This window comes from Synechococcus sp. RS9907 (genome assembly GCF_014279615.1).
Lineage (GTDB): Bacteria > Cyanobacteriota > Cyanobacteriia > PCC-6307 > Cyanobiaceae > Parasynechococcus.
Map to the genome: position 1 here is coordinate 1,201,015 of NZ_CP047944.1, position 25,085 is coordinate 1,226,099.

The 25,085-nt window shown below is 56.3% G+C and carries 21 protein-coding genes and 1 tRNA gene; 12 read left to right on the forward strand and 10 right to left on the reverse strand.

All coding sequences use genetic code 11. The features are described from left to right. The first annotated feature begins 17 nt into the window (after nt 1-17). From drmA to SynRS9907_RS06495, 4 genes are all read left to right on the forward strand, one after another. Nucleotides 18-3,554 (forward strand): DISARM system helicase DrmA, encoded by a 3,537-nt coding sequence (drmA, locus tag SynRS9907_RS06480; RefSeq protein ID WP_188022212.1) that lies wholly within the window; start codon nt 18-20, stop codon nt 3,552-3,554. An 8-nt stretch (nt 3,555-3,562) separates the two neighbouring features. Continuing rightward, on the forward strand, nt 3,563-5,473 hold the full coding sequence (drmB, locus tag SynRS9907_RS06485; RefSeq protein WP_188022213.1) for a DUF1998 domain-containing protein: 1,911 nt from the start codon (nt 3,563-3,565) through the stop codon (nt 5,471-5,473). After that, nucleotides 5,473-6,258, forward strand: a complete 786-nt coding sequence (gene drmC / locus SynRS9907_RS06490) for a DISARM system phospholipase D-like protein DrmC (protein ID WP_223157686.1) — start codon at nt 5,473-5,475, stop codon at nt 6,256-6,258. The genes drmB and drmC overlap by 1 nt, the downstream gene beginning before the upstream one ends. An 895-nt stretch (nt 6,259-7,153) precedes the next feature. Further along, nucleotides 7,154-7,345 (forward strand): AlpA family transcriptional regulator, encoded by a 192-nt coding sequence (locus SynRS9907_RS06495; protein ID WP_188022214.1) that lies wholly within the window; start codon nt 7,154-7,156, stop codon nt 7,343-7,345. Here SynRS9907_RS06495 and SynRS9907_RS06500 read toward each other — a convergent pair. Both SynRS9907_RS06500 and SynRS9907_RS06505 read right to left on the reverse strand, forming a co-directional pair. Further along, the gene (locus SynRS9907_RS06500) at nt 7,342-8,562 is read right to left on the reverse strand and encodes an integrase arm-type DNA-binding domain-containing protein (protein WP_188022215.1); all 1,221 of its coding nucleotides are present in this window, start codon (nt 8,560-8,562) and stop codon (nt 7,342-7,344) included. The two genes, SynRS9907_RS06495 and SynRS9907_RS06500, sit on opposite strands and share 4 nt — an antisense overlap. A gap of 163 nt (nt 8,563-8,725) precedes the next feature. Then, nucleotides 8,726-8,812 (reverse strand) — tRNA-Ser (locus tag SynRS9907_RS06505). A 557-nt stretch (nt 8,813-9,369) separates the two neighbouring features. Between SynRS9907_RS06505 and SynRS9907_RS06510 the strand changes: the two genes are divergently transcribed. Together SynRS9907_RS06510 and SynRS9907_RS06515 are read left to right on the forward strand one after the other, a co-directional pair. Then, a complete protein-coding gene (locus SynRS9907_RS06510; protein ID WP_188022216.1) occupies nt 9,370-9,618 on the forward strand; it encodes a DUF3104 domain-containing protein in 249 nt (82 codons plus the stop codon). Between the two features lie 577 nt (nt 9,619-10,195). Beyond that, nucleotides 10,196-10,387, forward strand: coding sequence for a hypothetical protein (locus SynRS9907_RS06515; protein WP_255446019.1), 192 nt, complete (start codon nt 10,196-10,198; stop codon nt 10,385-10,387). Between the two features lie 93 nt (nt 10,388-10,480). Here the strand turns inward: SynRS9907_RS06515 and SynRS9907_RS06520 are convergent, their stop codons facing one another. Together SynRS9907_RS06520 and SynRS9907_RS06525 are read right to left on the reverse strand one after the other, a co-directional pair. Then, complete coding sequence (locus tag SynRS9907_RS06520; RefSeq protein WP_188022218.1) at nt 10,481-10,936, reverse strand: hypothetical protein; 456 nt, start codon at nt 10,934-10,936, stop codon at nt 10,481-10,483. Continuing rightward, nucleotides 10,936-11,334, reverse strand: a complete 399-nt coding sequence (locus SynRS9907_RS06525; protein WP_223157687.1) for a hypothetical protein — start codon at nt 11,332-11,334, stop codon at nt 10,936-10,938. Before SynRS9907_RS06525 ends, SynRS9907_RS06520 begins: the two co-directional genes overlap by 1 nt. A gap of 680 nt (nt 11,335-12,014) precedes the next feature. Between SynRS9907_RS06525 and SynRS9907_RS06530 the strand changes: the two genes are divergently transcribed. Next, nucleotides 12,015-12,575, forward strand: a complete 561-nt coding sequence (locus tag SynRS9907_RS06530; RefSeq protein WP_188022220.1) for a site-specific integrase — start codon at nt 12,015-12,017, stop codon at nt 12,573-12,575. A 671-nt stretch (nt 12,576-13,246) separates the two neighbouring features. Here SynRS9907_RS06530 and SynRS9907_RS06535 read toward each other — a convergent pair. From SynRS9907_RS06535 to SynRS9907_RS06545, 3 genes are all read right to left on the reverse strand, one after another. Further along, the gene (locus tag SynRS9907_RS06535) at nt 13,247-14,995 is read right to left on the reverse strand and encodes an AAA family ATPase (protein ID WP_223157688.1); all 1,749 of its coding nucleotides are present in this window, start codon (nt 14,993-14,995) and stop codon (nt 13,247-13,249) included. 616 nt (nt 14,996-15,611) lie between these two features. Next, nucleotides 15,612-15,857 (reverse strand): hypothetical protein, encoded by a 246-nt coding sequence (locus SynRS9907_RS06540; protein ID WP_188022222.1) that lies wholly within the window; start codon nt 15,855-15,857, stop codon nt 15,612-15,614. Further along, on the reverse strand, nt 15,854-16,132 hold the full coding sequence (locus SynRS9907_RS06545) for a hypothetical protein (protein ID WP_188022223.1): 279 nt from the start codon (nt 16,130-16,132) through the stop codon (nt 15,854-15,856). Before SynRS9907_RS06545 ends, SynRS9907_RS06540 begins: the two co-directional genes overlap by 4 nt. A gap of 326 nt (nt 16,133-16,458) precedes the next feature. Here SynRS9907_RS06545 and SynRS9907_RS06550 point away from each other — a divergent pair, with 326 nt between their 5' ends. Then, the gene (locus tag SynRS9907_RS06550; protein WP_188022224.1) at nt 16,459-16,902 is read left to right on the forward strand and encodes a hypothetical protein; all 444 of its coding nucleotides are present in this window, start codon (nt 16,459-16,461) and stop codon (nt 16,900-16,902) included. 8 nt (nt 16,903-16,910) lie between these two features. Here the strand turns inward: SynRS9907_RS06550 and SynRS9907_RS06555 are convergent, their stop codons facing one another. Both SynRS9907_RS06555 and nrdJ read right to left on the reverse strand, forming a co-directional pair. Beyond that, nucleotides 16,911-18,065 carry a site-specific integrase gene (locus SynRS9907_RS06555; RefSeq protein WP_188022225.1) on the reverse strand — a complete coding sequence of 385 codons (1,155 nt, stop codon included), beginning with the start codon at nt 18,063-18,065 and terminating at the stop codon, nt 16,911-16,913. Between the two features lie 293 nt (nt 18,066-18,358). Continuing rightward, nucleotides 18,359-20,683, reverse strand: coding sequence for a ribonucleoside-triphosphate reductase, adenosylcobalamin-dependent (gene nrdJ, locus SynRS9907_RS06560; protein ID WP_188022226.1), 2,325 nt, complete (start codon nt 20,681-20,683; stop codon nt 18,359-18,361). A gap of 148 nt (nt 20,684-20,831) precedes the next feature. Here nrdJ and SynRS9907_RS06565 point away from each other — a divergent pair, with 148 nt between their 5' ends. From SynRS9907_RS06565 to SynRS9907_RS06580, 4 genes are all read left to right on the forward strand, one after another. Next, nucleotides 20,832-21,482 carry a trans-aconitate 2-methyltransferase gene (locus SynRS9907_RS06565; protein WP_370586626.1) on the forward strand — a complete coding sequence of 217 codons (651 nt, stop codon included), beginning with the start codon at nt 20,832-20,834 and terminating at the stop codon, nt 21,480-21,482. Between the two features lie 6 nt (nt 21,483-21,488). Continuing rightward, nucleotides 21,489-23,135 (forward strand): peptide chain release factor 3, encoded by a 1,647-nt coding sequence (locus SynRS9907_RS06570; protein WP_115008995.1) that lies wholly within the window; start codon nt 21,489-21,491, stop codon nt 23,133-23,135. Between the two features lie 69 nt (nt 23,136-23,204). After that, nucleotides 23,205-23,426, forward strand: coding sequence for a hypothetical protein (locus tag SynRS9907_RS06575; protein WP_025362298.1), 222 nt, complete (start codon nt 23,205-23,207; stop codon nt 23,424-23,426). 42 nt (nt 23,427-23,468) lie between these two features. Next, a complete protein-coding gene (locus SynRS9907_RS06580; RefSeq protein ID WP_188022228.1) occupies nt 23,469-24,164 on the forward strand; it encodes a CPP1-like family protein in 696 nt (231 codons plus the stop codon). 3 nt (nt 24,165-24,167) lie between these two features. On the opposite strand, the gene hslO is transcribed toward SynRS9907_RS06580, so the two are convergent. Continuing rightward, nucleotides 24,168-25,085, reverse strand: coding sequence for an Hsp33 family molecular chaperone HslO (gene hslO / locus SynRS9907_RS06585; RefSeq protein ID WP_188022229.1), 918 nt, complete (start codon nt 25,083-25,085; stop codon nt 24,168-24,170).

Consider the following 25,085-nt stretch of genomic DNA (forward strand, 5'->3'; position numbering starts at 1 on the left):
AGCTGAGGGTTAACCGCATGGCGACGTCGGCCGAAATCCGTCAGCAACTCGTCGCTGCACTGCGCAGTGATCTGATCGGCCCGGGCTGGGATGACAGGGATCGCCGCCATGAGCAACTCAGCCAACCGCCATCGGTTTGGTACACAACCGGCTTCCTCGTTCCCCATGTCTTCCAACAGGAAGCAGATCGCACTGGAGATGAAGGCCAGGCGAGTTATGCCGATCTGGCCGGCGAAGACGAAAGCAATGACGCCGCCAACCGTTTGGAGAAGAAAGAGCGCGACGAAGACGCCAACGACTCTCTTGATCAAGGCAATAAGCGCCGTTCCTGGTTCCCTTCATCGCTGGGGATGAGCTTCATCCTCGAGCGGGGATCCACCCTCGAGGCCACCGTCACCTGGGGGGATTACGACCCACCGGCTGATGGCGACGACCCAAAGCTCTGGCTTCGCTCTCCTCAAAAGAAGCAGCAGAGCATCACGATTGCAAAGCCAGATACAAGCCACGACATCCCCTTAGAAGGCAACCCAGAAGGGCTCTGCCTGCGCTGGATCGCTCGGCAAGCCCCCAAGAAACTCGGCTACCCCGACGATCAGCTGTCGGTATCGCTGTTCCTGCTCAACAAACGCCAACCACTCGGCGATCAGACCCGCCATCGCGACCCGCACACGGCTTTTCAGGCGGAGCTGAGCGTGCACTGCCCACAAGGCTTTCCGCCTCGTCGAGATCCTTTGCAAAACGCCACCAACCAAGACAACGACGAAGCCCTAGCTGCACTCCAGTACCGGCGTGACTTCTGCTTCGCAAGCGGTCACAACGTGGCGGTGAATGCTGAGGGCAGCACTAAAGAGCGCCCCGATCGTGCCTTCACGCTCACCAGCACCTGGCTACCAAAAGCCGAGGTAAAACGCGTGCTCCCAGAACCACCAGATCAAGCACGCAACGTGCCGATGGGGATGGAAGCACTCGCTGATCTCTCTAGGAGCGAGCAGGTGATCGACAGGTTGCTGCCGATGGTGAAGGCCTATCGCGGTTGGATTGTTGATCAACACAAGGATCCTCAGGTAGACGAGGGGAACGCCAACACAGCTCTGCAGCTCAAAGATCAAGCTGAGTTATGCGCCAAGCGCATCGAGAACGGCATCCAGTTGCTGAGTGATCCACTCATCCGGGAAGCCTTCCGCACCATAAATGTGGTGATGGCCAAGGCCCAACGCCAGCGTTCAGCCTTCACCGCCAAGGTCGCCCCAGACCAGATCGGCATCGCTGATGGAACCCGCACACCGGGTTGGCGTTTTTTCCAGCTGGCCTTCGTACTAATGAATTTACCGGGCTTGGCCCAGCCCCTCAGCGATCAAGGAAAGATCGACCGGGAGACAGTCGAACTCCTCTTCTTCCCCACCGGGGGTGGCAAGACCGAGGCCTACCTGGGCCTAGCGGCATTCACCTTGGTGTATCGGCGTCTAGCCCATCCCGGCATTGAGTCGGCCGGGGTCACGGTGTTGATGCGCTACACCCTGCGTCTCCTCACGCTGGATCAGCTCGGCCGAGCTGCCACTTTGATCTGTGCGTTGGAGTTGGAGCGTCAGGAACGCGCCAAGGCGGGTGATCGCTACTTGCTCGGTGAGTGGCCTTTCGAAATCGGTATGTGGGTGGGCAAGGCAGCCACGCCCAACAAGCTCGGGGGATCAGGCGATAGCGATCAGAACTCAACCCATGCGCTGCTCACCAAGTGGAAATCGGGCAAACGCGACCGGCCAATTCCGATCGAGACCTGCCCATGGTGCAACCGCCCGTTAACGCCGGAAGGCTTTCATCTCCTGCCTCCCAAGAAGCCGGATCGCTTGGAGATCTATTGCCGCGAACCCCGGCTTCCCGAGGCCAAACAAGAACATGCCCACATGGGTCCTTGCCCGTTCAACCGCTCCACACCTCTTCCGGTGCTGGCGGTGGATGAGCAGATCTATCGCCGTCTGCCCTGCTTCTTGATCTCCACGATCGACAAGTTCGCTGCTCTGCCCTGGGTCGGGAAGACTTCATCCCTCTTCGGGAATGTGAGTCACTACCAGTTGCCAACGGGTGCAGGTGTCGCAGGTTTCTGGGGCCCTGCTGAAAAAGCGGCAGGCCTAAAGATTCCCCACGGCCGGCTTTTGCCACCGGAGTTAGTGATCCAGGACGAATTGCATCTGATCAGTGGTCCCTTGGGAACCCTCGCCGGTCTCTACGAGACCGTGATCGAGCGGTTGATGCGACCAACGCCAGAGACGCCACCACCCAAGATCGTTGCTTCCACTGCAACCGTGCGCCGGGCAGAGGCGCAGATTCGGGCCCTGTTCGGCCGCTCACAAGCGCGGGTGTTCCCGCCGCCGGGCCCTGAACGGGAAGACAACTTCTTCTCGCGGACTGTCGACGATCCCAACCAGGCGCGGCTCTATGTGGGGCTCTCAGCTGCAGGCCGCAACCTCAAGGGTGTTTTGCTGCGCAGCTATCTCGGCTTGATGGCAGCAGCGCAAAAGGCTTGGGATGACAACAAGTCCATGGGCGAGAAGAACCCAGCGGATCCCTACATGACCTTGTTGGGCTACTTCTCAAACCTCAAGGAACTGGGGGTGACCCGCAGCATCCTGGAAGACGAACTCGGTGCTCAGCTCGAGGAGTTCGCGAACAACCGAGCCATTGAGGGAGTTGAGAACCCCTTTGCCAAGCGGCGGCGACCGGAGATGCCCGAGGAACTCACCTCACGGGTAAACACCGCCAAGATCAGCGAAACGAAGGACCGTCTGTCCAAGCCCTACGTCGACAAGCAAAAGCTGGATGTGGCCTTGGCCACGAACATGATCTCGGTGGGCCTGGACATCGCTCGGTTGGGCTTGATGGTGGTGCTCAACCAGCCCAAGACGGCTGCTGAGTACATCCAGGCCACCAGTCGCGTGGGTCGGCAGCTAAGCGACAACTCTGATGCCAACAAACCTGGGCTGGTTTTGGTTCTGTTGAACCCCAACCGCCCGCGGGATCGCTCCCATTTCGAGCTGTTCCCCTACTGGCACCAAACCTTCTACCGGCATGTGGAGGCGACCAGCTGCACACCTTTCGCCAGCCGGGCCATCGATCGGGGGCTCCCCGGCGTCGTTGTGGCGATGGCGCGGCACAGCGAAGCCCAGCTCGCACCCCCCTCGGGAGCCATGTCGGCCGATGCCTTGCAACGGATCAAAGACGAGATCGCTGAGGTCTTGCAAAACCGCTGCATGGCGACTGGAGCGGCCGATGCTGATCACAGCCAGCTGCTGCCAACAGAAGTGCGTCAGCAGGTGATGGACCTGATGGAGGCTTGGTGGAAGCTCACCCAACAACCGGAAGCCAAGCTCCAGTACTGGACCCATGAAGAGAAGGGCTCGGGAGCGGGGCTGCTGCACACCCCGCTCGATACGGATGTCCTTTACGCCAGTGATGGCTACAAGCAGTTCTCCACCAACTGGAGCCTGCGTGATGTGGAGCCCACCGTGCCGATTCGCTTGGTGAACTACCGCGATGAGATCACCACAGACGACGAGTGAGTTGAACCATGCCCGCTAGCAACCGCCGCAAACAAGCTCCACCGCCCTTAGGGGAAGCCCGCCAGAGCCAAGTGCTGCAGATGTATGGCCCAGGGGCCATGGTCGATCTACCCGACTATGCGGTGTTGATCGGTGGCCTCGATTTTTGGAACGATCGCGGTTGTGATCCGATCCATGAACCTCGGTTGCTGCGCCTGGCACAACAGGCCACGGGTGCTGCTCGAGTGGAACTGCGCACTCCACCCAAAGAGGTGGATCCGCTCAAGAACATCAGCGGCTCGATCAAGGCGTTGCGCTTCCCCGAATGGTCGGTGGTGCAGAAGAAGATCCCTGATCGTCAGGCCTTCGGGGTGAACTGCAGGGCCCGTCTGTTGGTGCACTACAACGACGGCTGCATCAAGGATTGGAAGAAGTATCAAGACCAAGACGGAGAACATCCGCTTGTTCCCGTGCGCTTCGTGATGGCCTGTCCCCATGGCCACCTCAGCGACGTTCCATGGCGCGACTTCTGCTTCCGCCAGTTCGGCTGTAAGAACTCAGAACGTCTTTATTTGCTTGAAGCCGGAACTGGAAACGACTTCACCCAGATCTTTGTGCAGTCGGAAAGCGGTGTGACGCGCAAGTTGGCTGATGCACTGATCCAGGAGATGAACCCCTTGGGCGACTGCAAAGGCAAGACGCCTTGGCTTGGCCGATACAGCCGTGATGCAGAGAAGTGCATGACGGATGGGAAGCCAACAAAGAACCGCTTACTCGTTCGCTCAGCCACGAACGCCTACTTCAGCGAGACGATCTCGGTGATTTCCCTCCCAGAAGAGGCAGGCGGGTTAGCCAAGCGGGTCACTGAACTGAAAGACGAGCTTGAGGCGATCGAGTCAGAAGCAGAGATTCCGATGGCTCTGAAGTTCAACCCAAGGTTGAAGAGTGTCTTCGAGGGGGTCGAGCCTGCAGCCTTATGGCAAGAGATTGAGGCGCAGAGGGGAGGGCCAACAGGTGAAGTCCCGCAACCCAAGGATGAGGAACTGCGGCTTCTGGTGGGTCCCATGGAAGGGGTCTCCAGGTCAACAGAGGACAGCCCCTTTGATGCTGCGATCTGGACGCCGGACCAAGCACCTGATTGGTTCCAGAGGGCGATCAAACGCGTTCTGCTCGTCAGACGCCTTCGAGAAGTCCAGGCCTTGGTGGGTTTCACCCGTTTCACAGCTCGCACGAGCAGCCTCGGTGGTCTCCCGATCGACACCAGCAAGAGCAATGCACGTGCTCCTTTAGCGAATGATCTGCGCTGGCTTCCCGCTTCGGAGAACAAGGGCGAGGGGATCTTCATCGAGTTCGATCCCGCCACCATCAAGGCGTGGGCGTCCAGTGATGCGGTGATGAGCCGTGCTGCGCAGTTCAGTAAGGCTTTCGAAAACGAATGGCTCAAGTCACGGGGGCTCGACACCGATCAGTTCCCGTTCCCAGGAGCGCCATACATCCTTTTGCACAGCCTCAGCCATCTGCTGATCACCGAGATGGCCTTGGAGTGCGGCTATGGCTCCAGCTCAATTCGAGAACGGATCTACGCCAACTCTGAGATCGGTTACGGCATCCTCTTGCTCACCAGCACCTCTGGATCTGAAGGCACACTTGGCGGCCTCGTCGATGCGGGCAAGCGGATCGTTCCCTATCTGGAACGGGCGTTCGAGCGAGGTCAGCTTTGCAGCAACGACCCCTTCTGCTCTGAGCATGATCCCAACCACGAATTCGACATCCGCCCAACCCATGGCGCCGCGTGTCATGGCTGTGAGCTGATCGCTGAAACCTCCTGCGAGCAACGCAACGAGTTCCTCGACCGGGCCCTTGTCAGCAAGACCGTTTCGGTGATTGATGACGACGATGACCCGAGCTTCTGGAGGTTCATCAACCCTGAGGCCCACTGATGGCCATCACCCTCCCAGGCCAGACCTTGCGGGGAGTAGCCGCCAAGTTGAGGCAACTCAGTTATGTGCCGACTAGCTGGCAGGGCGTTCTTGCTGGGCTCAATGCAGATGGCCGTGAGCAGTTGCAGACCTTCTTCGATGAACTTGTGCTTGAGGGTGGCACTCCGCAGTTGATCGCCAAGGTGCTGGAGCACTTGGCTGATCAACGGGAGGCCCTGCAACTAGAACGCGATGCCTGGAGCTTTGTCTGGTCGGGTCCTGAACCAGCTCATGCAAAGACAGCTGACACTTTTGCCACCGTGGATCAGCTCATCCAACACGCGGAGAGCAGTCTGCTGATCGCGACTTACAACATTGGCCTTTCCAGTCAGTTTCAGGACTTGTTGAAGTCAATCGCGGATCGACTTGAAAGCGGCCAGATTCAGCGTGTGGAATTGTTCTTCCATCCGATTCAGATTGCCGATCGGTTAGGGACAGAACCGCTCAAAACAATTCGTCAGTGGTTTGACAAGGATGTCTGGCCTTGGCCAACGAAACCACTTGCCTATGTCGATCAGCGGCTTTCCTCAGGCTCTGCTGAGCGCTGTTACCAGCACTCCAAGGTAGTTGTTGCAGATGCAGATACAAACCGCTCAAGTGCGTTGGTTACTAGTGCCAACTTCAGCGAAACTGCACAGCGTCACAACTTCGAAGCAGGCTGGCTTGTTCGTCAGCCTTGGCGAGCAGATCAAGTGGCAAATCACTTCCACGAAATGGTCCAAGAAGGACTTTTTGTGGCTATTTAGTTCCTAACAAGTTCAGTTTGAAGACTAATGTGAATGGCTTGGAACTCTGTTAAGCCATCTTATTGCTGACGATGGATTGATCAGGTATCTCTTTCGTCTTGATTCTGGGGCCGATCGATCCATGAAATCAATGCCGGGCCGAAGTGATCCGTCGGAAATCCTCGCTTTGATCCAGTCTTTTCCGCAATGCATCTGAAGAACCGCCTCGTTTAAAGGCAGAAACCGATCGGGGATCCGTTGGCTTCGGAAGCGGTTGAGATCCTCCTGGATCCTGTCCAGCCTTTTGATCACATCTTGTAGAAGTTGAGCCTGGTGACGGTCGCTCCAATCCATGTAATTGCTTCTCTAGATCACTGTTTAAGTCTATTTCCCCTATATCCCAGGACTTAGGGAAGAAAAATTCCTGGGACTTCTCCAGCCATGTTGATGCTTCGGGTTGTGGAAACAAAAAAGAAACACTCCCGTGCCCCAGTGTCGCGAGCTTGCCGTTCGTTAAGAGAACACACTATGAACAACGACACTTTGGCGAAAGTGTCGTTTAAGTCAGATATAAAACAATTTACGTTCATAGTGTGTTTCCTGCGCACTGGACTGCAATGGACTTGTGCTGGTCAGTCGGTCTGGATCGCTTGCCAGTTTCAGCCTGGTCATTGTGGTTATGTCCTCGCCTCTAAAACGCACAATGAACCATTACATCTTGGCCAAGATGTAATTTCAGTTAGATATAAAGCAAATTACTTTCATTGTGTGTTTTCTGTCTTCTGGATCTCCTTGGACTTCCCTGGACGTCTGAACCTTTTTCCTTCTTTTTAAAGCTTTCATAGTGCTTTTTTCAAAAAGAAATCGTCTAGCAGTGAATGGTCCTGATTCATTCCATTAGGAGCCAGCAAGGTCTATGTCAGAGCGTTGCCGTCTCGTCCGTCTGCCCGAGGTCAAGCAGATGACCGGACTCTCGAAGTCCACCATTTATGCCCGAATTGCGTCTGGGACATTCCCAAAGCAAATTCCCCTTGGCCCACGGGTCGTGGCGTGGTCTGAGCACGCTGTTAAAACTTGGATTCAGTCCCAGATCGACGCCGCGGCCTAGGCCTGCTTCGGGATGACGAGGTCAGCCCATCGCTGCATCATCGACTTGCGCTCCTCGATGTATTCAGCGCGGTTGTACGCCGCGGTGACCTTGCTCTTCTCGATGTGAGCCAGCTGCCGATCAACGACGCGCAGCTCAATTCCAAGTTGCTCTTGGATGTTGGTCATGGCAAAGGCCCGGAAACCGTGGGGAGTCATCCGACCGTCGAAACCCATGCGCTTCAAGGCCATGTTGAAGGTGTTGTTGCTGAGCATCCCGCTCTTGGTGCGGATGCTCTTGAACACAGTGCCTTCATCGCCGTTGATGGCATGGAGTGCCTTGAAATGCTCTTTCGCTTGCTGAGAAAGCGGGATCAGGTGCTCTTTCCTGTTGCCCCTCTTGCCTTTCATGCGCTCGGCAGGAACGGTCCACATGGATTTTTCGAAATCAATCTCATCCCAGCGGGCGCCAACAAGTTCTTGCGTGCGCGGGAAGCAGAGCAAGAGCAACCAAAGCCCATGGATGGTCATGGCATCGCAGTTTTTCGGGTTGTCCAGGAGCGTTTGTCGTAGCTCGGGCAGCTCGGACCAATTGATGGCAACGAAGTGATCCACCGTTTGCTTAACCGGTGCCACCTTCAAGACACTTCTGGCGGGATTGGATTGGCATAGATCTAGGTGCACGGCGTAGTCCATGACCTGAGCAATCACGTTCAACGTCCGCTTTGCTTGCTCCAGCGATCCACGCTTCTGGATGCGGTTCAGAACGCCATTGCATTGCTGCTTGCTCAGTTGAGCCACGCCGACCTCGCCAATGGCAGGGAAAACGTCTTTGCTGAGCTTTTTCATCACGTCATCGGCATGCCGCGTGCTCCAGGTGCCGGCGGCTTTCAACTGATGCCATGTGGTTGCAACTGCCTTAAAGCTGTTCTCGGGCTTGAGCTCCTCAAGCCACTCCTGCTTTTGCAACCTCTTGCGCTCACAGGGGTTAATGCCCTGGCGCAGTAAGAGTCTTTGTTCATCTCGCTCTAGCCGCGCCTGCTTAAGGCCAATGCGCGGGTAGGGACCTATTCGGTAGTCCTGCTGCTTGCCGTTTTTGGTGGGCGGATACCTGTGACGCCAAAGCCAGTACTTCCCGCCAGCAGGGTCCACCTCCAGCAGAAGCCCGCCTTCATCGCTGATTCGGCGCCGCTTGCTCTGAGGTTTAGCGGCTTTGACCTGGGCGTCAGTTAAGGCCAATCGTCAATACACCAACACTCTGAAAATTACACCACCTTTTACACCAACACAACCAATGAACTTTGTTGGTTTTCGCCAGTCTTGCTTGGACGATAGGCACTAAAAAACCCAGTCATTGACTGGGCTGTTGGATTGTCCTGGATGTCTCAGGACTTCAGTTACACGGAGAGGGTGGGATTCGAACCCACGGTGCCCGTGAAGACACGCTGGTTTTCAAGACCAGAGCCATAAACCACTCGACCACCTCTCCAGGCGGGTCAATCCCTTGGATCGACCTGATTAGTCTACCCAATCGTCAACGTGGCCGAAACCTAGTGCTGCCAACGGGTCTCCTGGACTAGGGTGCCAAGAGAACAAGCGTTAAAACAGCTCGTTCCAGCACCTCGACAACTTGGCTGCAAACGTTGCCTAAACACAGCGTTGCCTAAAACGTTGCCTAAATGGCTTAAAACCATTCCGCCGGGTAGAGCTTTGTCTTAGTGGCGGTTAGCTCAGGCATGTCTTCTATGAGGTGCTTGGCTGCCCACATGCCTCTGACTACACGGCAGACACCTTCTTGGTCGCAAACTCTGTAGTACTCGAAGCCCTGTGGAGCAGTAGTGAGCTTGGTCGCTTTCATGGCGTGCATCTCTGCTGTTCTAAGCAATAGGCAGCAAATCGAGTCCCGTTTGGCTCAACCGAGACAAAAGGTTCAGGTCGTCACAAAACCTTGGATCGCTTAACGGTTGACGTGACGCGTCTTTAAAGATCTGTTCCTGGACGCCTGATCTACTCCTGTACTAATACAGCTGTACTATCAAGAGGGGTATGTCGGTTGATCATGCAAGCGCTGTTGCAGCGCCCAAGTCAGATCCAGTGTTTCTGCACGTCAAAGCAGGCATGACCGTGATAGTCACTGACACTGAAGGTGCCTGGCGGATGGCTGATGTGATCTGGGTCGATGGCGGTGCCAGAAACCCAAAGATTCCAACGTTGTTCCAAGTGGCTGATGTCGATACGGGCGTCATCAACTGGATCAACGCTGACCTCGTGACTCACATCTGTCCAAGGGTTTGAACCGCTGCCATCCTTGGCGCATGACAGAGCTCGGGAAATTTCTTCTAAGCGTTGTGGTGACGGCGTTCTTTGCCGTGTCCCTCGTGCCTTACGGCTTCCTAGGGCTGTTTGGAGCAAGGCTTGTCGGGCAATTGCTGGACGGGTTGTTTTCCCAATTCGGTACAACCACCCCGCTTTGGCTGGGAATGGTTGTTTTGGTTCCGTTGGCGATTGGGTGGGTAGCCGCACCCATCGCTCTTTTGGTCCTTGCATTCAGAGGTATCTTGGAAAAGCCTAAGAGCTCTCGCCTCCCTTAGGGCAAGAGCTGAAAGCGGTGCCATCAACTGGGTCAACGCTGACTTAGTGACTCACATCTGCCCGAGGGTCTGAATCGTTTCAACCAATGGTTTTTAGAGAAGTCTCTAACCGGTCATTCCCTGCCTGCAGCAGATGGTGCAGTTGTATCTCGGTAGCGATGAATCAAAAGTGAAACGGCTGGGCGTGTAGCCATATGGAGCTTGATGGTCCATAGTCGGCAACTCCATGCACCAAGCCAGTGAGAGCCGCAAAACGACTAATCAATCAGCTCGACAAAGCCTTGTCCAGCTTCGACAGCTTTGGAGATGATCCGACCTCTCACGTTGAGGAAGTTTTGACGATGCTGAAGACTCCTTTGGACAGGGTCAACCTTCGCTCCCAGACAAAGCCTGAGCTGATGGAGGAAATCAAGGTGGAACGAGATCGTGCCCTCCTAAAACAAGAAATCCTTAACCGTGTGATCGCAGGCTGATTGAGCGGAAGTTGCGATTTCTAATGTGAACGCCAACTCCGGCATCTCATTTTGTGGGTAGTCGGTGCTTGTGCGTCTCTTCAGCTTCTCCACCTAAACGTCGATCACGTTGGGCGTTCCATCCTCAAGAGCAGTGAGCTGCGCTTTGATCGCTTCGATCTGCTCTCGTTGCTGCTGGTCCACAACACCGGTTTGCAGGATCTTGAACGCCTCTGAGATGGCGCTCACAGCGGTGTAGCCCTTCACACGCTCATCCAGTCCCAACTTGATGAGTCGTTCAGCCAGCTTTGGCGCTGCTTCTGCAAACAGCGTCTGAGCTTGCTGGAGGTTGCCTCTGATCTGCTCGTTCAGGAATGGTTCTGCCTGTGGATGCTTTCGCCATTTCCTCAAGTTGCGGACATCGACACCCGCTCCAGCAGCGCAATCAATCCAAGACGCTCCAGCAGCACGCAAAACAAGCGCTTGTTGGATTTGTGGTGGCAGATCCTGTTCTTCTCGGAATGGTCTGCCCCTACGTCCTTCTGGCATCTGTACGAAGGCTTGAGTCATCAGTTACCGGTGATTCCCCACTGCTGACGGGCTTGAGCAGCAGCAACCTCTGAAACAGGACTGGCAGACATCCGCTCCAGGAGCGACATCTCAGCCCATTGCTGTTGTCGCTTCACCTGTTCTTGGTGGATTGCCTTCTCTCGTTCACGAGTGGCTTCCCTGGCACGTTCCAGGATTGACTCGCGATGTTGATCTGCAACGGCTGCCCACTCGTCGTAGTTACTGGCGCGTAGGGCAGAAGCGTCTTCTGGATAGATCTCACCCTTACCCATACGCATGGCGATGTCAGCAGGCAGTGGCGCTCCATGACCACCAAACATCGCCTGCCACAAGCGAGGGTTGTTCTCCCTGATCGCTAGTTGAACAGACAAACCCAAGTCTTCTGGCTTGGATGGCATTGCAGGAGTAGGCGTTCCAGGGAAAAGGCTCTGGTACGTACTGACGAAGGATTCGATGTTGCTCATGGCTTTGGTGGCCTCTTGTCTATGAGATTCAGAATTCCTGGGCTTTGTTTGTCGCGTAGAACTTCGGGTGTCACCCCCTCTGTTCTCCATTTGCGGAAAGCTCGAACAGCCCAAGCTTCAGAAGATTGAGATGAGTAGGGATACAACTGCTTTGCACATTTGTTTGCCCTGCTCATCATTGACCACTCTGCTGGCGTGAGATCCCAATCGGAACTCATACGAGTGGAGAAATGACCGCATCTAAATCTTACCTGTCTTTATTGCTCCATGGCACCCATCTAAATGTAGTGCATTAGAATTAACTAGAGATTGCATATTGACGATTACTCTCTGGGTATGTATTGTTATCTCAGTAAGTTCCCCGCGTGAGGATTGCGAAGCTAAAAACTGCAACTCCACCCCCTACACTTGTCTAGTAGTAATTAGATAGTCTCATCTAAATCACATCAGCCGATCAGTATTCAGAAACCTAGTATTACTCATAATGATTGCGATTTTGCATCAGATAGTCTGTGGGTCTACCAGGTACAAAGTAGGTAACTAGTCCTCTACGTTATGGAAGAGGACAAGCCAGTCTCTGACTTGCCTCTGAACCTCGGTAACTAAATAGATCTATGAAGAAAGATCGCTTCGGTCGAGCACGTGTTCTCTCGACTGCTGAGCTTGATCTGCTTCTGGAGGCTTTACCTGAGAACCATCGCGTCTTAGCCACATTGCTTCGACGCACTGCTGCTCGGGTGTCAGAAGGTTTGCAGCTCAAGTGGAGGTATGTCGCTGACGGCTATGTGCTGTTGACCGCTCCAACAACAAAAGGTGGAAAGAAGACAAGATCCGTTCCAATCCATCCACAACTTGCAGCCGAGTTAGCAGCTTGGAAGCAAGTGGTGAATCCAGAGAACGATCCAGATCAATGGGTCTTCCCTGGTCGTAACCCTGGTGAACATCTGACAAGACGTGGTTTCGATCACGCTTTGAGGAAGGCAGCCAGTGAACTTGGCTTCGGTGGAATTTCTACGCACTCATTCAGAAGGAGTTTTCTGACTGCTTCGAGTGCAAATGGAGTTCCATTAAGGGCGCTCCAAGCAATCTCAGGTCATTCAGATCTGGGTGTTTTGAGTAGGTACCTCGAAGTCAGCGATCAGGCGAAGAACGACGCTGTGATGGCTGGTGCATGAATGGGCCGAATCAGTCCCAGTTCAATGGCGGTTCAATCGTCACCACTAAGTCGCCATCCCTTGCATCAGCGGGGTATGGCTCGTCGTGGTTTCGAGTGAATACACGCAGGTGAATGGCTTCTTGCCTCCGCTTGAGGTCGTTCAAGCGTCTATTAAGGGCCGCCAGTTCACGTTCCACGCTCATGGTTTTTTCTCCTGAAAAACGCGGGCCGTCAGAACGTCGAAAAACCGGGTAGCCAATGGTCTGCACTTAGTGGCTTTAGTGACACCACTGTCATTAGGGGCCCGGGTGTAAATCCGTTGTGTCGCAGGTGGTTTGAGCGGTTCACGCTCCAAAAGGGCCCGGACTGCTCTCACTGTTATTCCCGCTCTCGTGCGGGAACTGTCATCACGTTCCAAAGGGCAAACCCTGGGGGGCTCTTTTTCAAGAGACGTTCCAGAGCAAACCACCTCTCGTAAGGGTGTGGATTTTTGTCCTTTATTACCTTCTATTCCCTGACTGCTGTTCTCCTGGAACGGATCTCGGAAAGTCCTAAACCCCCATGATTTATGGACACTGTCCATTTGACGCTGTCCTTTATTCAGAGTGGTTTGGGACATCTCCTGATCTGTTGCGCTGGAACGTGTCTCAGGCATCAGAGGTGTTTTTTGGAACGGTTCAGACACCCCACTCACCTAACGAAGGCGTACTCAAACTTGGGGCGACCTGGTTTGCCGTCGTTAATTCGGCGGCGATCAACCCCAGTGACAGCAGCTTCCACGTAAAGCTGAGACATCTCACGCCTTACAGCTCTGTCTGAGTAGCTGGCACTGAACTTGCTGGCTTCCTTCAACTCAACCCCAAGTCGTTCAACCGTGAACCACTGGTGGGGAGAGTGCCTAAGGATGCTCAGCAGTTTTTCCCGAACGGTCTTCCGATGTTCAAGTTCATGCAAGCTCCCACCATGGAGGTTGAAGCGCAGTGACTCATCACTGCCCGTGAGTTGAAAGTCGAAGTTCCGTTCCACCAGCATCGATCTGTCTTTCAGATACCGAAGCTGGAAGTGCTGCCCATCGTCATCAGTACGCCAGAGCGCCCAAACGTCACTGGCACCGTTAACGATGTAGGACGAGCCAAACAGATCAGCGAGGGTGATTGGTCTGAGATTCCCTCTGTTATCCCTGCTTGCACCCTTCTTGAGGTGGTGCGTCACCAAGATGGCCGTTCCAGTACGGGCAGCCATTTGGTTGAGGGTATAGAGGTACAGACCAATCTCAGAGTCATTCATTGACTCACCGCCACCGCTGAACAACGTTGCAAAGCTGTCCATCAGCACTGCAACAGAGTTGTGCTTCTGGATCGTCTGCTCAAGCTCTAGAAGCTTTGAAGGATCCCAAGCCCACTGGGTGTAGACGTTGTCTTTATTGGGTGAGTAGTCCATCCGAGTCCATTTCTCGGCTGAATTACGCCAGCTTTCATCTGCCTCAATGATCACGACGTGACCTTTGATCGTTGGAAGCTGCCCAAACAGGGGTGAGCCATTGGAGATTGCTTCTGAGATGGCATAGAGGAGTGAAGTCTTTCCGCAACCGCCTTCAGCGGCAACGATCGACACCGCTCCAGCCATCAAGAAACGATCAACCACTGCTCGTTCCTTAGAAACTGCTGCTGCTCGTTTGACGGCATCAATGCTGTCGAGCCGAACGTTTTCATCGCTCTGCTCAACCAGCAGGCTGTGCATCAATGACTTGTACTCCTTGTCAGCGATGCCCAGATCCTTTCTGAGCTTCTGATGGGCTAGGCGGCGTTGCGTAGGGCTAGGCATCAACTTGATGGCTTCCCACGCTCCAGAGAGCTTCTTGAGGTTGCTCTGGCTTTCATTCTCAAGCTCATCCTGCGCTGCAAACGCTGGATCTAGAAGTCCTTTGGCTTCTCTGAAGTGCTTGAGCCTTTGAACTGCCGAGAGGTAGTAGCGGCTGATGTCTGGAGCGTTGAACCGCTTCTTGTAGTTGGTGGCGTCTTCATATGACACACCATCTACACGTTGTCTGATGACGACTGGGAATTTCCCACGCCGCAAGATGAGCTGAGCCTTGAACTCCTCAATGTCTCCAATGACTTGAGGGTCTAAGTGCTGAAACTGCTCTCGACCATTCTCAATGCAGCGTTGGTTGTACTGAGAGTTGTCGTTGTCGTAGTGGGATTGCAGTGCAAGCCAGAGGTCCCAAAGCTCCCACTCCCGTTCCTTCCATTCATCAGAATCGCGATCCATGTACCACCACTGATCTGTCAGTGAGCTGGCTTCGTTCCAAGCCTCACCAGCAGGTTCATTCACTGGTGGCACAAACTCTTCAGCCATCATTTCGGCTAAAGAGACAGGCGCAGCAAGTACTGGTGGCTTAAACGCTTCAACGTCTCCCCAGTGGGAAAGCAAGAGCATTTCAGTTCTGAGTACCCACTGGGTTATGTCGATCTTTGGAGGACGTACCTCGTGTACAGATGTCATGATGTGGCTGGATCAGATGGAGGCCCCTTTCCCTTCAGGGGCCTTTTTTATGTCAGAAAGCGTCTGGGTCGTAGCCAATCTCTTGGCACGCCTCATGCAGCATCCGACGAATCAGCTGGGCAGGATCTCTACCTTCAGTAAGAGCAACCGTTCGAATAAAAATGGCAAGCCGTTTCTGCACTCGAAAGGTCATCTGATCTGCAAGTGGAGCACCTAATTTCTCCCGCTGGTAGTAATCCAATTCGGAATGTCTACTCATCGTTCACAACGTATGAGAAACCATTCGTGTGCACTACATCGCCCTGCAAATCACGTTCAGCCCTGTGCAACCTTGTGCAGTTAATGAGCTGAAGACGCAGTGGTGGGTCAATGGCCCACTGCTGGAACGTCTCCTTGCAGGCATCAACGTCGTAGAGGTACCCAGCATTACGCCAGGGGCCTTTACGGATCCAGTGCGTTCCAGCCTTGAACAGACCTTCTCGTCTGTACTTGTGAAGGGTGTTGCGGTGCAAGAACAGCGCAGCACTCGCCTGGTTGGTAGGAAGCCACCTCATTGGAGTTGCTCCCGGTAATAACGGATCCAGCCATTGAGGATGTGACGCCGCTTTCGAGCGATACGCCTCACTTCCTCAGACAGCTCCATGTCGTTGATCTCGCCTTGAACTTCTTCCAGGCGATACAACGCATGAGCCAGCGCTTGAGGCATCCGGTACTTCAGCTCGGGGTAATACTCGAACTGAGTTGGACTGATGAGGTCCGTTCCAGAGAAACCGATTCGATAGTCGCGGTAGGTCATACCAACCCCCTGACATCAGCAATGGCGTCTTGGCGGTGGTATTCCCAATCAGTTCTTTGCCCTCGTTTGATGGCACGTGTGCTGCTGGAACGGAACCGTCCATCATTTCGATAGGCGGTGATGGTCTGACTGGTGACACCAAGAAGACGTGCCAGCTCACGTGGAGGAATCCACGGACTTACTGACTCAGGTGATTTCTCAATCAGCAGATTGAGGTCGTGACGCATCTGCCGCACTTCGGCAGTGAGCGCCGCGATAAGCGACTCGGGGTTCATTCATTTGGAAGCAGGAGTTAGCTCCAGAGCGCCAAACAGCCACGGACTGCTCACGATTTCTGACGCATCTACCGGGCCACGGACCCTGCCTCACTCACAGTCACGGACTGTTCAAACGTGATCCAGACGGCACTACCGCTGGAGGTCGTGCTGCGAAGACGACCTGCAAAAAACATATCTGGTGTTCACCTATTCGCCAAGGGGTTGACCCCAGTGCTACTTTTTCAGCACTGGACGAAATCCCGCTTCGGCGTGGGTCTGGTTTCCGCCTCGGCGATGAAGAACTTTCCGTAAACCAGTCACTCCCAATCGGGAGTAGATCCCACATGTCTGCACAATCGAAGAGCGTTCCAGGTGCCGGTACAACTGAGCGCCAAGAGGATTGGTCTACCGCCACTGTTATCAGCGATTACATCAACGACGGAACTCTGTCGCGACGTAAGCGTCGGTATCTGGCTGATGAAATGACTCGTGTGCTGATTCATCTCGGCAGCTACGAGACACACTCAACGCCTTGGATCGCCCCATCACACATCTGTGAGGCTCTCAATCTGGAGCCTGGCTCGTACTGGATTCAGTGCGGTTGCAGAGTCCTAGACACTCTCAAGGTCCCTTACTACGACAACGAAGACATGTCTGACGTTGAGGATCCGTGGATGCATGACATCTGCACGATCCTCATGAACCTTGAGCATGTTTACGGCGTCATGGATGACGAAGGTGCCCTTCGCAAGCCACACGAAATTGCTCGTGTTGTCGAATCCTTCTGATCGAAGGACTAACGCCTCAGCAACTTGGCTTGTTCCTCCATGTCTCGCTTCTCAATCGCAGTTGCGTAGGTGGAGGTATGGAGCGCCAGCGAGTGACCTGCTGATCTTGCAGCTAGTCCATCGCTGAACTTCGGATCAAAGATCGAGCGGATGCACCAGCTATGGCGAACATTCTTGTTCGAGAGCTTGGTGCTTCCGTTCCATCGCTTCTGGAGCCATTTGTTGAACATGTCGGTTTGGCTCTTGGCAGCATCGCTGTCGTAGTCCTCGCCAGCAGTGATCTCAAACGGTTTCTGCACGTTCAACAGATCCAACCGTTCCACCAAATCAAACGGCAGTGCGATCGCTGTTCTTGGCTTTGGGTCAAACCCTTTCTGCTTCAACGTCAGCACTGATGCCGTTCCACCATCACCAGTTGGAACCAGCGAATACACCTCGCTGACTCGGCATCCGTAAACGACCAAAGCAGCGAAGCACCAACCGAAGCGCCCGTCATGCCGATGCTTCTCAGCAAAGGCGAACAGCTCTTCATCGGTTGGGAGCTTCGGAACCTTGGCAACGTATTTGGTGTGAACCTTCTCCAGCTTCTTGATGCCTGGCAGGTCAGCGAATTTCGCTAACGCCTTGGCTTTCTGGCAGAACTCATGCCGTGGCTTGCTTCCTGGAGCGTTGGTCTTCGCCACTTCTACCAGGAGATCAACTGTCAGAAGGTCTTTCTGGTTCGGAATCCGGTTGAACTGAACTTCGTACGCATACCAAGAGCGCTTGGCCTGGGACTTCTGAGCTGTGGTGTCGAGCGTCTTGTCATCCCACCAATCAACCTTGAAGCGTTGGACCCATGCCTCAACGGTCTGGCTTTCGGTCTGAACCTCTGCTCTCGATTGCTCGGAGGGTGCTGAGTTCAGCCAGTTGCTCCAGTCAAATGATTCGAGCTTCTTCTCAGTCGCAAGTTTCTTAGCAAGATTGACTGATCTTTTCAGACCTGACTTAGTTGCTAACTCACCCGTAGGTACACGTTGTTGAGTTGCACCTATGCCATCAACCTTCGATGGCAAGACTGATCGCAAGAACAGTCGATTCCTCATCTGTTGGATCGACACGCCAACCCTGCCACGCTTCAACTCAGCGTTTGCGTCTTGCAGCAGGTCAGTGATGTCCTCCAACGAGGCGTTGCCTAAAACGTTGCCTAGAAGCTACCGGGTGAAGACCCCATGGCAAGCGGTAGATGAGTTAGATCCAGGTTCTAACGCTCCAAGGAAAACCCTGAGATCCATTGCACCGCAACAAAAAAGCCCTGCGGTGACAGGGCTCAAATCTTTTAGTCAAATTCTTGGAGCTTTAGCCGGCAGTGGTTTTCAAGACCAGAGCCATAAACCACTCGACCACCTCTCCAGAGGGTGTCAGGTGCCCCGCAGGACACCTGACAACTGTATCGGGACGTGCTCCCAGTTCAGTTTTACGGCTTGGCCAGAGGCAGCAGACACTTATCGGAATCACATCCGGCCGGGCCTGCTTCGGTCAGCTCGCCCTGGTCGTAACGCTGCAGTGCTTCGAAGAAATCACTGCTGACGCGACGCTTCACCACAGCCGATTGCAGCTCCTCGTAGGTGGCTGCATCGATCGGCTCAAAGGGCAGGCGGGGGAAGGTGGCATTGGCATCGAAGCGGGCTAGAAGTGCTGCTGAGATGTAGCCCTCGCCCTTCTCCATGGCTTGATGAAGCGCATCAGCCAAGGGTTCGATTTCGTGCTCGCGGAATTCGATGGTGGCGGAGGTGTTGTGGGCGGTGTAATGCCGCTGCACCTGCATGTAGAAATCGAATTGCGCCATGGCACTGAAGCCGTTGATGTCAACGGCATCAGCACCGGGCAGGTTGGCCCAGCTCACCTCGGTGGGAATCTCCACCAGCCATTCGGTGCAGCGGGGATCGAAGGGGTCATTCAGCAGACGGCCTTCCTCATCCTTGTCGGACTGGGAGGGAACGATGGTGTAGCCGTAGTCCATGCAGGCCATGGCCACGGGGTCGTTCTTGCGGAAGGTGATCCGGCGGATGAAGCGCTGAGCTTTGGGCGGATGCCAGCCGGGGGCAGCACCGGTGAGCAGGCTCTTGGTGCCTGCAGGCTGCACGGTTGTGCAGCGGTTGGGACGCCGCAGGCCATGACGGTCGCAGTAGTCCCAGACCGTTTGATTGACGATCTCCTTCCAACGGCTCAGGTAAGCGGCTTCCTGCTCCTTGAAGCGCAGACCCTCCTCGGTCTCAGGCCGGCCGGCCTCCCACCAGCGCAGCCATTCCGTACCGAAGGCATGGACGAAGAAGTCGAACAGACCGGTGAAGCTGACGCCAACGATCGGGTCCCATTCACGGCTCTGGCGGTAGCGCTCCACCTCAAAACGATGGTTGAGCAGACAGGCAACCGAGAGGGCACCTGCACGGAAGGCATCGGCCTGTCCTTCCTCGTCGCTGGGGTCGATCTGGTTGAGGTGCACCTCGGCCAGATTGCAGTGGAAATCGGCACCCAGGATCTCGCCGCAGGGATTCAAGCCGTAACGGCTGAGGCGGTGCTCCAGCTCGTCGGCGCCGATGGGGCCGTGGTTGTCGGACAGCCAACGCCCCGCTTCCTCACGACCCTGATCGCAGTAGATCTCAATGAACTCCGTTCGCAGCTCAGGGGTGGTGAGCAGATCGGCGTTGGAGCGAGCGATCGCTTCGGGAGCGAACTGGATCGCGCCTTCGCCCGAGTGGAACTGCTTGGTCACCGCTGCGTGCACAACGTCCTTGCTGGGACGGGTGTGATACACGCGGGTGTGGTTGGCCATCCGCAGCGCATCACGCTCGGGGTCGATCCTCCAGTTGCCCTCCTCGTCTTGCTGCCAGAGGTTGTCCTTGGAGGACGCAGCCGCCTGATCGTCCGAAGCGAACTGGCGCATGCCGGCGCTGCGACGGATGTTTCCAGCCACGATCGTGACGGCGGCTTCGTCGATCAACAGGCAGCACTCGACTGAGGTGAGCCGACGGCCCTGGGCCTTGTTCAGCAGCCGCGCAACGCGCCCGTAGAGATCCTTCAGCTTGACGGGGTTGGCCATGCCGCCGAAACCCTTCAGCGTTTCCCCAACAGGCCGCACATCGCTGAGGTCCACCTCGATCTGAATCGGACCTCCGTTGAACCGTTCATCGCTGCTGAGCTCGAGCATCAGCTGGTAGCTGTCCACCCAGCCGCGACGGGTGTCACCCACTTTGATGGTCACCTTGTTGCCATCAATACTGTGGGTGCAGTCGTCCTGGCGCTCAGCGGCAGGAGTGATGCCGATTTCGCTGACGCTGAGAACTTCAAAGCTGTTGCGCACCACCGGAAGCCGGTCGATCAGGTGCGGCTCGATGATGGCGCCGGTGCCACAGCCCATCATCGCCAGGTCCATCATCAGACCGAAGGCTTGCCAATCCACCAGGTTGGTGGATGTGCAGTTGTAGGAACCCGAGAAGTTTTCGGGCTGCTCGATCCAGCGGGTGCCACCGATCCAAAGCCAGCGGCCGGAGGGAAGAGCTTTTTTCTCGGCCTGCATGCGAGCCAGCAGGGCAACTTCCGCATCGTTGAGGTTGCCCAATTGACGCAGGCCTTCCAGGTTTCGCGCGCCCACCTGACTCCAGCTCTCACGGCCGCTGGGGGTTTTGCGGCTGTAGGTGCGATAGAAGACCGGGTTGGCAGCAGGAGCGGTTGCGGGGAAGTCGCCGAACCCGGCGACAGCTCCTGCAGAGGTCTCCACACGATTTGGAGTGAGGGTCACGTGCGGTGCTGGGGCGAAAGACAAGTATCGAAACCCTAACGCCACAGATGGGGGTAGCAAGGTCTCTTTACCACCATCAACAGTGTCCCGTTCAAACTGAGCTCCAAATCGGCAGCAAATGATGCAGCGGCGGCTGGAGCCTGAGTTGATGAACGGCGATACGCAGGTGCAGGCCTATGCCGCTGCCGACTTCAGTTCCGGCGATCAAGCCACCATCGAAGCGATTCAGCGTCTCCTCTCACGCACATCGCCTTTGCCGCCTAATCCACTTGTGGTGGACCTGGGTTGTGGCCCTGGAAACATCACGCTTCGGCTGGCCGGCCTCTTCCCCAAGGCTCGGATCATCGGCATTGACGGTGCCGAATCGATGCTGGCTGTCGCCCGGGAGCGGGCCCAGCAGCAGCAGCTGGAGATCTCCTTCCTTTGTCAGACCCTTCAGGAGGTGCTTCGAGGTGCTCTGCTTGGGCAGGCTGATCTGATCGTCAGCAACAGCCTTTTGCATCACCTGCACCAGCCTGATCTGCTCTGGATGGTCACCAGAGACTTGGCAGCACAGGGTTGTCGCACCTTGCACCGGGATCTGCGGCGTCCTGCCTCCGACGCTGAGATTCAACAGCTGCTGCTCAAACACCTGCCATCGGCTCCAGAGGTGTTGCAGCACGATTTCGCTGCCTCGCTGGCGGCGGCCTTCGAACCTCAGGAGGTGACCGCAGAGCTCCACCGGCTTGATCTCGACGAGTTGACGGTGTCGGCGGAGGACGACCGTTATCTGGTGGTGTCAGGCTTGGTGAAGTCCTGAAATCCAATGAGCGGCAGTCAAGCGACCACTGATGGTGATCTGGCCCAGGTTTTGGCCTCGGCGGTGGATCGCCGTCGCAACTTTGCGATCATTTCCCACCCGGACGCTGGAAAAACAACCCTCACCGAGAAGTTGCTGCTCTACGGCGGTGCCATTCAGCAAGCCGGTGCGGTGAAAGCCCGGGGTGAGCAGCGCAAGGTGACCTCCGACTGGATGGAGCTTGAAAAGCAGCGGGGCATTTCAATCACCTCCACGGTGCTGCAGTTCGATTACGACGCCACCACGATCAACCTCCTGGACACGCCAGGTCACCAGGATTTTTCCGAAGACACCTACCGAACTCTGGCAGCGGCGGACAACGCCGTAATGCTGGAGGATGCCGCCAAGGGCCTGGAGCCTCAGACCCGGAAGTTGTTCGAGGTCTGCCGCATGCGGCAGATCCCGATCTTCACCTTCATCAACAAGATGGACCGCCCGGGGCGGGAACCGCTCACCCTGCTCGATGAAATCGAGTCGGAACTCGGCCTCACCCCCTGGGCGGTGAACTGGCCGATCGGCAGTGGCGAGCAATTCCGAGGTGTGATCGATCGCCGCAGCAAGGAGGTGGTTCTGTTCAGCCGTGCTGAACGCGGCAAGCAGGCCAGTGAGCAACGCCTCTCGCTGGACGACCCTGCCCTGCGCGAGTTGGTGGAAGAGGACCTGCTGGATCTGGCCATTGAAGAAATGGAGTTCCTGGAGGCGGCTGGCGCCGAGCTGGACATCGAGATGGTCCATGCCGGTGAGCTCACCCCGGTGTTCTTCGGCTCGGCCATGACCAACTTCGGGGTCCGTCCCTTCCTCGACGCCTTCCTTGAGATGGCGCAACGGCCGATCGCCCGATCCAGCAGCGAAGGTCTGGTGGACCCGTTGCGTGAAGGGTTCAGCGGCTTCGTGTTCAAGCTTCAGGCCAACATGGACCCCAGGCACCGCGACCGGGTGGCCTTCGTTCGTGTCTGCAGCGGCCGCTTCGAAAAAGACATGACGGTGAAGCACGCCCGCACGGGCAAAGCGATCCGTCTCTCCCGTCCTCAAAAGCTGTTCGGTCAGGACCGAGCCGTGGTGGAAGACGCTTATCCGGGTGATGTGATCGGTCTCAACAACCCCGGCATGTTTTCCATTGGCGACACCCTTTATGTGGGTTCGAAAGTGGAATACGAAGGCATTCCCTGTTTCAGCCCTGAAATTTTCAGTTGGCTGCGCAACCCCAACCCTTCAGCCTTCAAGAACTTCCGCAAAGGGGTGAACGAGCTGCGGGAAGAGGGGGCTGTGCAGATTCTTTATGACACCGACGAGAGCAAGCGGGATCCAATTCTGGCGGCCGTTGGACAACTCCAGCTTGAGGTGGTGCAGCACCGGCTTGAAAACGAATATGGCGTGGAAACCCGCCTTGAGCCAATGGGTTTCCAGGTTGCCCGTTGGATCAACGGCGGTTGGGCTGAACTCGAAAAGGTGGGCCGGATTTTCAATTGCAAAACCGTGCGTGATGCCTGGAATCGGCCTGTGCTGTTGTTCAAGAACGAGTGGAATCTCAACCAGCTTCGGGAAGACCACCCCGACCTTGAACTCAGCAGTGTTGCCCCGGTGGTGAGTGGAGTGGAGCCGATCAGTCTCTGAACTGCGCCGATCACCCCATCCACACCCCCACGGCTCTCTCGCCAGAATCGTGCAGCGCCTTCAACTTCCGTGAGTACGTTCTGGCTGCTGAGGAACAGTGCTGACGGCGGCACCGAATACGTGTGTTTCCGTGGAGATGACGAATCGGTGGAAATGCTGGAGGGCTACCACCTTCCTCCGCAGATGCCGTTGATCAAGCGCCGCTCCTGGATGAACCGGGTGGATGCCCTCAGCTGCCGGAGCAGGCTGGAACGCAGCGAGGGTTTTCGTCACGGTGCGCCCCTCTTCTGAACAGGCCCCGATACGCTCATCAAAAGGAACCCGATCGACGCAATGGCAGCCCTGGGTGAATCTGGTCCCGATGCAAACGCAGATGATCCATTTGCCCGTCTCGGCCTGAGCCGTGATGCGGGCTTTGATCAGGTTCAGGCGGCCAAAGCACGCTGTCTCGCCGAGGTTTCCGGTGATGATCAGGCCCGAGCAAAGATCGAAGCGGCCTACGACGCTGTCCTGATGGCTCGCCTGCGGGACCGGCAACAGGGTCAGGTGAGTGCTGCTGCAGCGACGGCATCGGAGCGGGAGGCCATGGCGGGATCCATGCCTTCTCCGCCAGCTCAGGCGCCGATGAGCAACGTGTTGGCGAACCTCCGCAACAGGCTGCCCGATCCCTCCCCGACCCTCTCCGGCCTCAAGCCCGACTGGGCCCTGGTGGAAGGGCAGGGGCGTTCCGTTCGCCTGATTGCAGGGATCGTCGGCGTTGCTCTGTTGCTGATCTCGGCCGGGAGCATTCAGTTGGTGCTGGCCCTGGCAACCATCGGCGTTTTTCTCAGTCAGGTTCGCCGTGGTCGCCGCCCACTTGCATCCCTGGGCTGGACGTTGCTGGTGCTCATCCTGGGGTTGGCGGCAGGCTCTTTGCTGAACCTGGCGCTCTCCCCCACTGCTGTTGAACAGCTGGCTCTCAGTCCTCTGCAGATCCAGGCTCTGCCTGCAGCTCTGCTGCTGTGGGCTGCAGCCCTGTTCCTGGCCTGAGCATCAGGCCGCCGTCGGTAGGCCGTCAATCAGCTCCTGCAGCTCCGCAGCGCTCACGTCATAACGGTTGTTGCAGAAGTGGCAGGTCAGTTCCGCGCCACCGTCCTTGTCACGCATGTCGGTGAGTTCGTCCCTGCCCAGCAGGAGCAGTGCCGCTTTGCTGCGTTCACGGCTGCAAGGACAGAAAAAACGAAGTTCCTGACTGGCCTCGGCATCGTCGAGGGGTTTGGGATCAAGGTCGGGGAAGACGTCCCGAAGCAGATCCTCCAGCTGGTCTCCACTTGCCGCCAGCCGCTGACTGAATCCAGTGATCTCGCGGCAACGCTGTTCAATCAGCTCCACCAGGGCCGGCTCTTCCGCTGCTTTGGGAAGGATTTGAACCAGGAGGCCACCGCTGGCATGGATGCCGGCGCTGTTCACCTGCTCACCCACAAACACGGCTGAAGGAGTCTGTTCGGAGTGGAGCAGATAGGAGGCCACATCCTCACCAATGCCTCCACTGACGAGTTCAACGGTGCTGTTGAAGGGCTCACCCTTGCCGTCATCACGCATCACGTGGAGGTAGCCGGTGCCAGCGGCCTCCTTGAAGTTGAAGCTGAAATGGCCTGCTTCATCCTGAATCGGGTCGAGTTCCAGGCCCGGCTCGCCCACGTAGCCACGAACGGTTCCGTTACGGCCGGCATCCACCATCAAGTTCTTGATCGGTCCGTCGGAACCGAGGCGCAGGTTCACCCGGCCGTGCCGCACCTTCATCGAACTGGCCAGCATCAATCCAGCGGCCATGGCTCGTCCGAGCATCACGCTGGTGAGGTACGACAGACCATGGCGCTCCCTGGCCTCACGCACGATGTTGGTTGTTGATACCGCGACCAATCGGATGCCGCCCTCAGCGGCTGTTGCACGCACCAGCCGGTCGGCCAT

What these genes read in the sequence shown, in the direction of transcription:
- drmA (WP_188022212.1), top strand. Translation starts at nt 18, where the DNA reads ATGGCGACGTCGGCCGAAATCCGTCAGCAACTCGTCGCTGCACTGCGC.
- drmB (WP_188022213.1), top strand. Translation starts at nt 3,563, where the DNA reads ATGCCCGCTAGCAACCGCCGCAAACAAGCTCCACCGCCCTTAGGGGAA.
- drmC (WP_223157686.1), top strand. Translation starts at nt 5,473, where the DNA reads ATGGCCATCACCCTCCCAGGCCAGACCTTGCGGGGAGTAGCCGCCAAG.
- SynRS9907_RS06495 (WP_188022214.1), top strand. Translation starts at nt 7,154, where the DNA reads ATGTCAGAGCGTTGCCGTCTCGTCCGTCTGCCCGAGGTCAAGCAGATG.
- SynRS9907_RS06510 (WP_188022216.1), top strand. Translation starts at nt 9,370, where the DNA reads ATGTCGGTTGATCATGCAAGCGCTGTTGCAGCGCCCAAGTCAGATCCA.
- SynRS9907_RS06520 (WP_188022218.1), bottom strand. Translation starts at nt 10,936, where the DNA reads ATGACTCAAGCCTTCGTACAGATGCCAGAAGGACGTAGGGGCAGACCA.
- SynRS9907_RS06525 (WP_223157687.1), bottom strand. Translation starts at nt 11,334, where the DNA reads ATGCCATCCAAGCCAGAAGACTTGGGTTTGTCTGTTCAACTAGCGATC.
- SynRS9907_RS06530 (WP_188022220.1), top strand. Translation starts at nt 12,015, where the DNA reads ATGAAGAAAGATCGCTTCGGTCGAGCACGTGTTCTCTCGACTGCTGAG.
- SynRS9907_RS06535 (WP_223157688.1), bottom strand. Translation starts at nt 14,995, where the DNA reads ATGCTCTTGCTTTCCCACTGGGGAGACGTTGAAGCGTTTAAGCCACCA.
- SynRS9907_RS06540 (WP_188022222.1), bottom strand. Translation starts at nt 15,857, where the DNA reads ATGACCTACCGCGACTATCGAATCGGTTTCTCTGGAACGGACCTCATC.
- SynRS9907_RS06545 (WP_188022223.1), bottom strand. Translation starts at nt 16,132, where the DNA reads ATGAACCCCGAGTCGCTTATCGCGGCGCTCACTGCCGAAGTGCGGCAG.
- SynRS9907_RS06550 (WP_188022224.1), top strand. Translation starts at nt 16,459, where the DNA reads ATGTCTGCACAATCGAAGAGCGTTCCAGGTGCCGGTACAACTGAGCGC.
- SynRS9907_RS06565 (WP_370586626.1), top strand. Translation starts at nt 20,832, where the DNA reads ATGAACGGCGATACGCAGGTGCAGGCCTATGCCGCTGCCGACTTCAGT.
- SynRS9907_RS06570 (WP_115008995.1), top strand. Translation starts at nt 21,489, where the DNA reads ATGAGCGGCAGTCAAGCGACCACTGATGGTGATCTGGCCCAGGTTTTG.
- SynRS9907_RS06580 (WP_188022228.1), top strand. Translation starts at nt 23,469, where the DNA reads ATGGCAGCCCTGGGTGAATCTGGTCCCGATGCAAACGCAGATGATCCA.
- hslO (WP_188022229.1), bottom strand. Translation starts at nt 25,085, where the DNA reads ATGGCCGACCGGCTGGTGCGTGCAACAGCCGCTGAGGGCGGCATCCGA.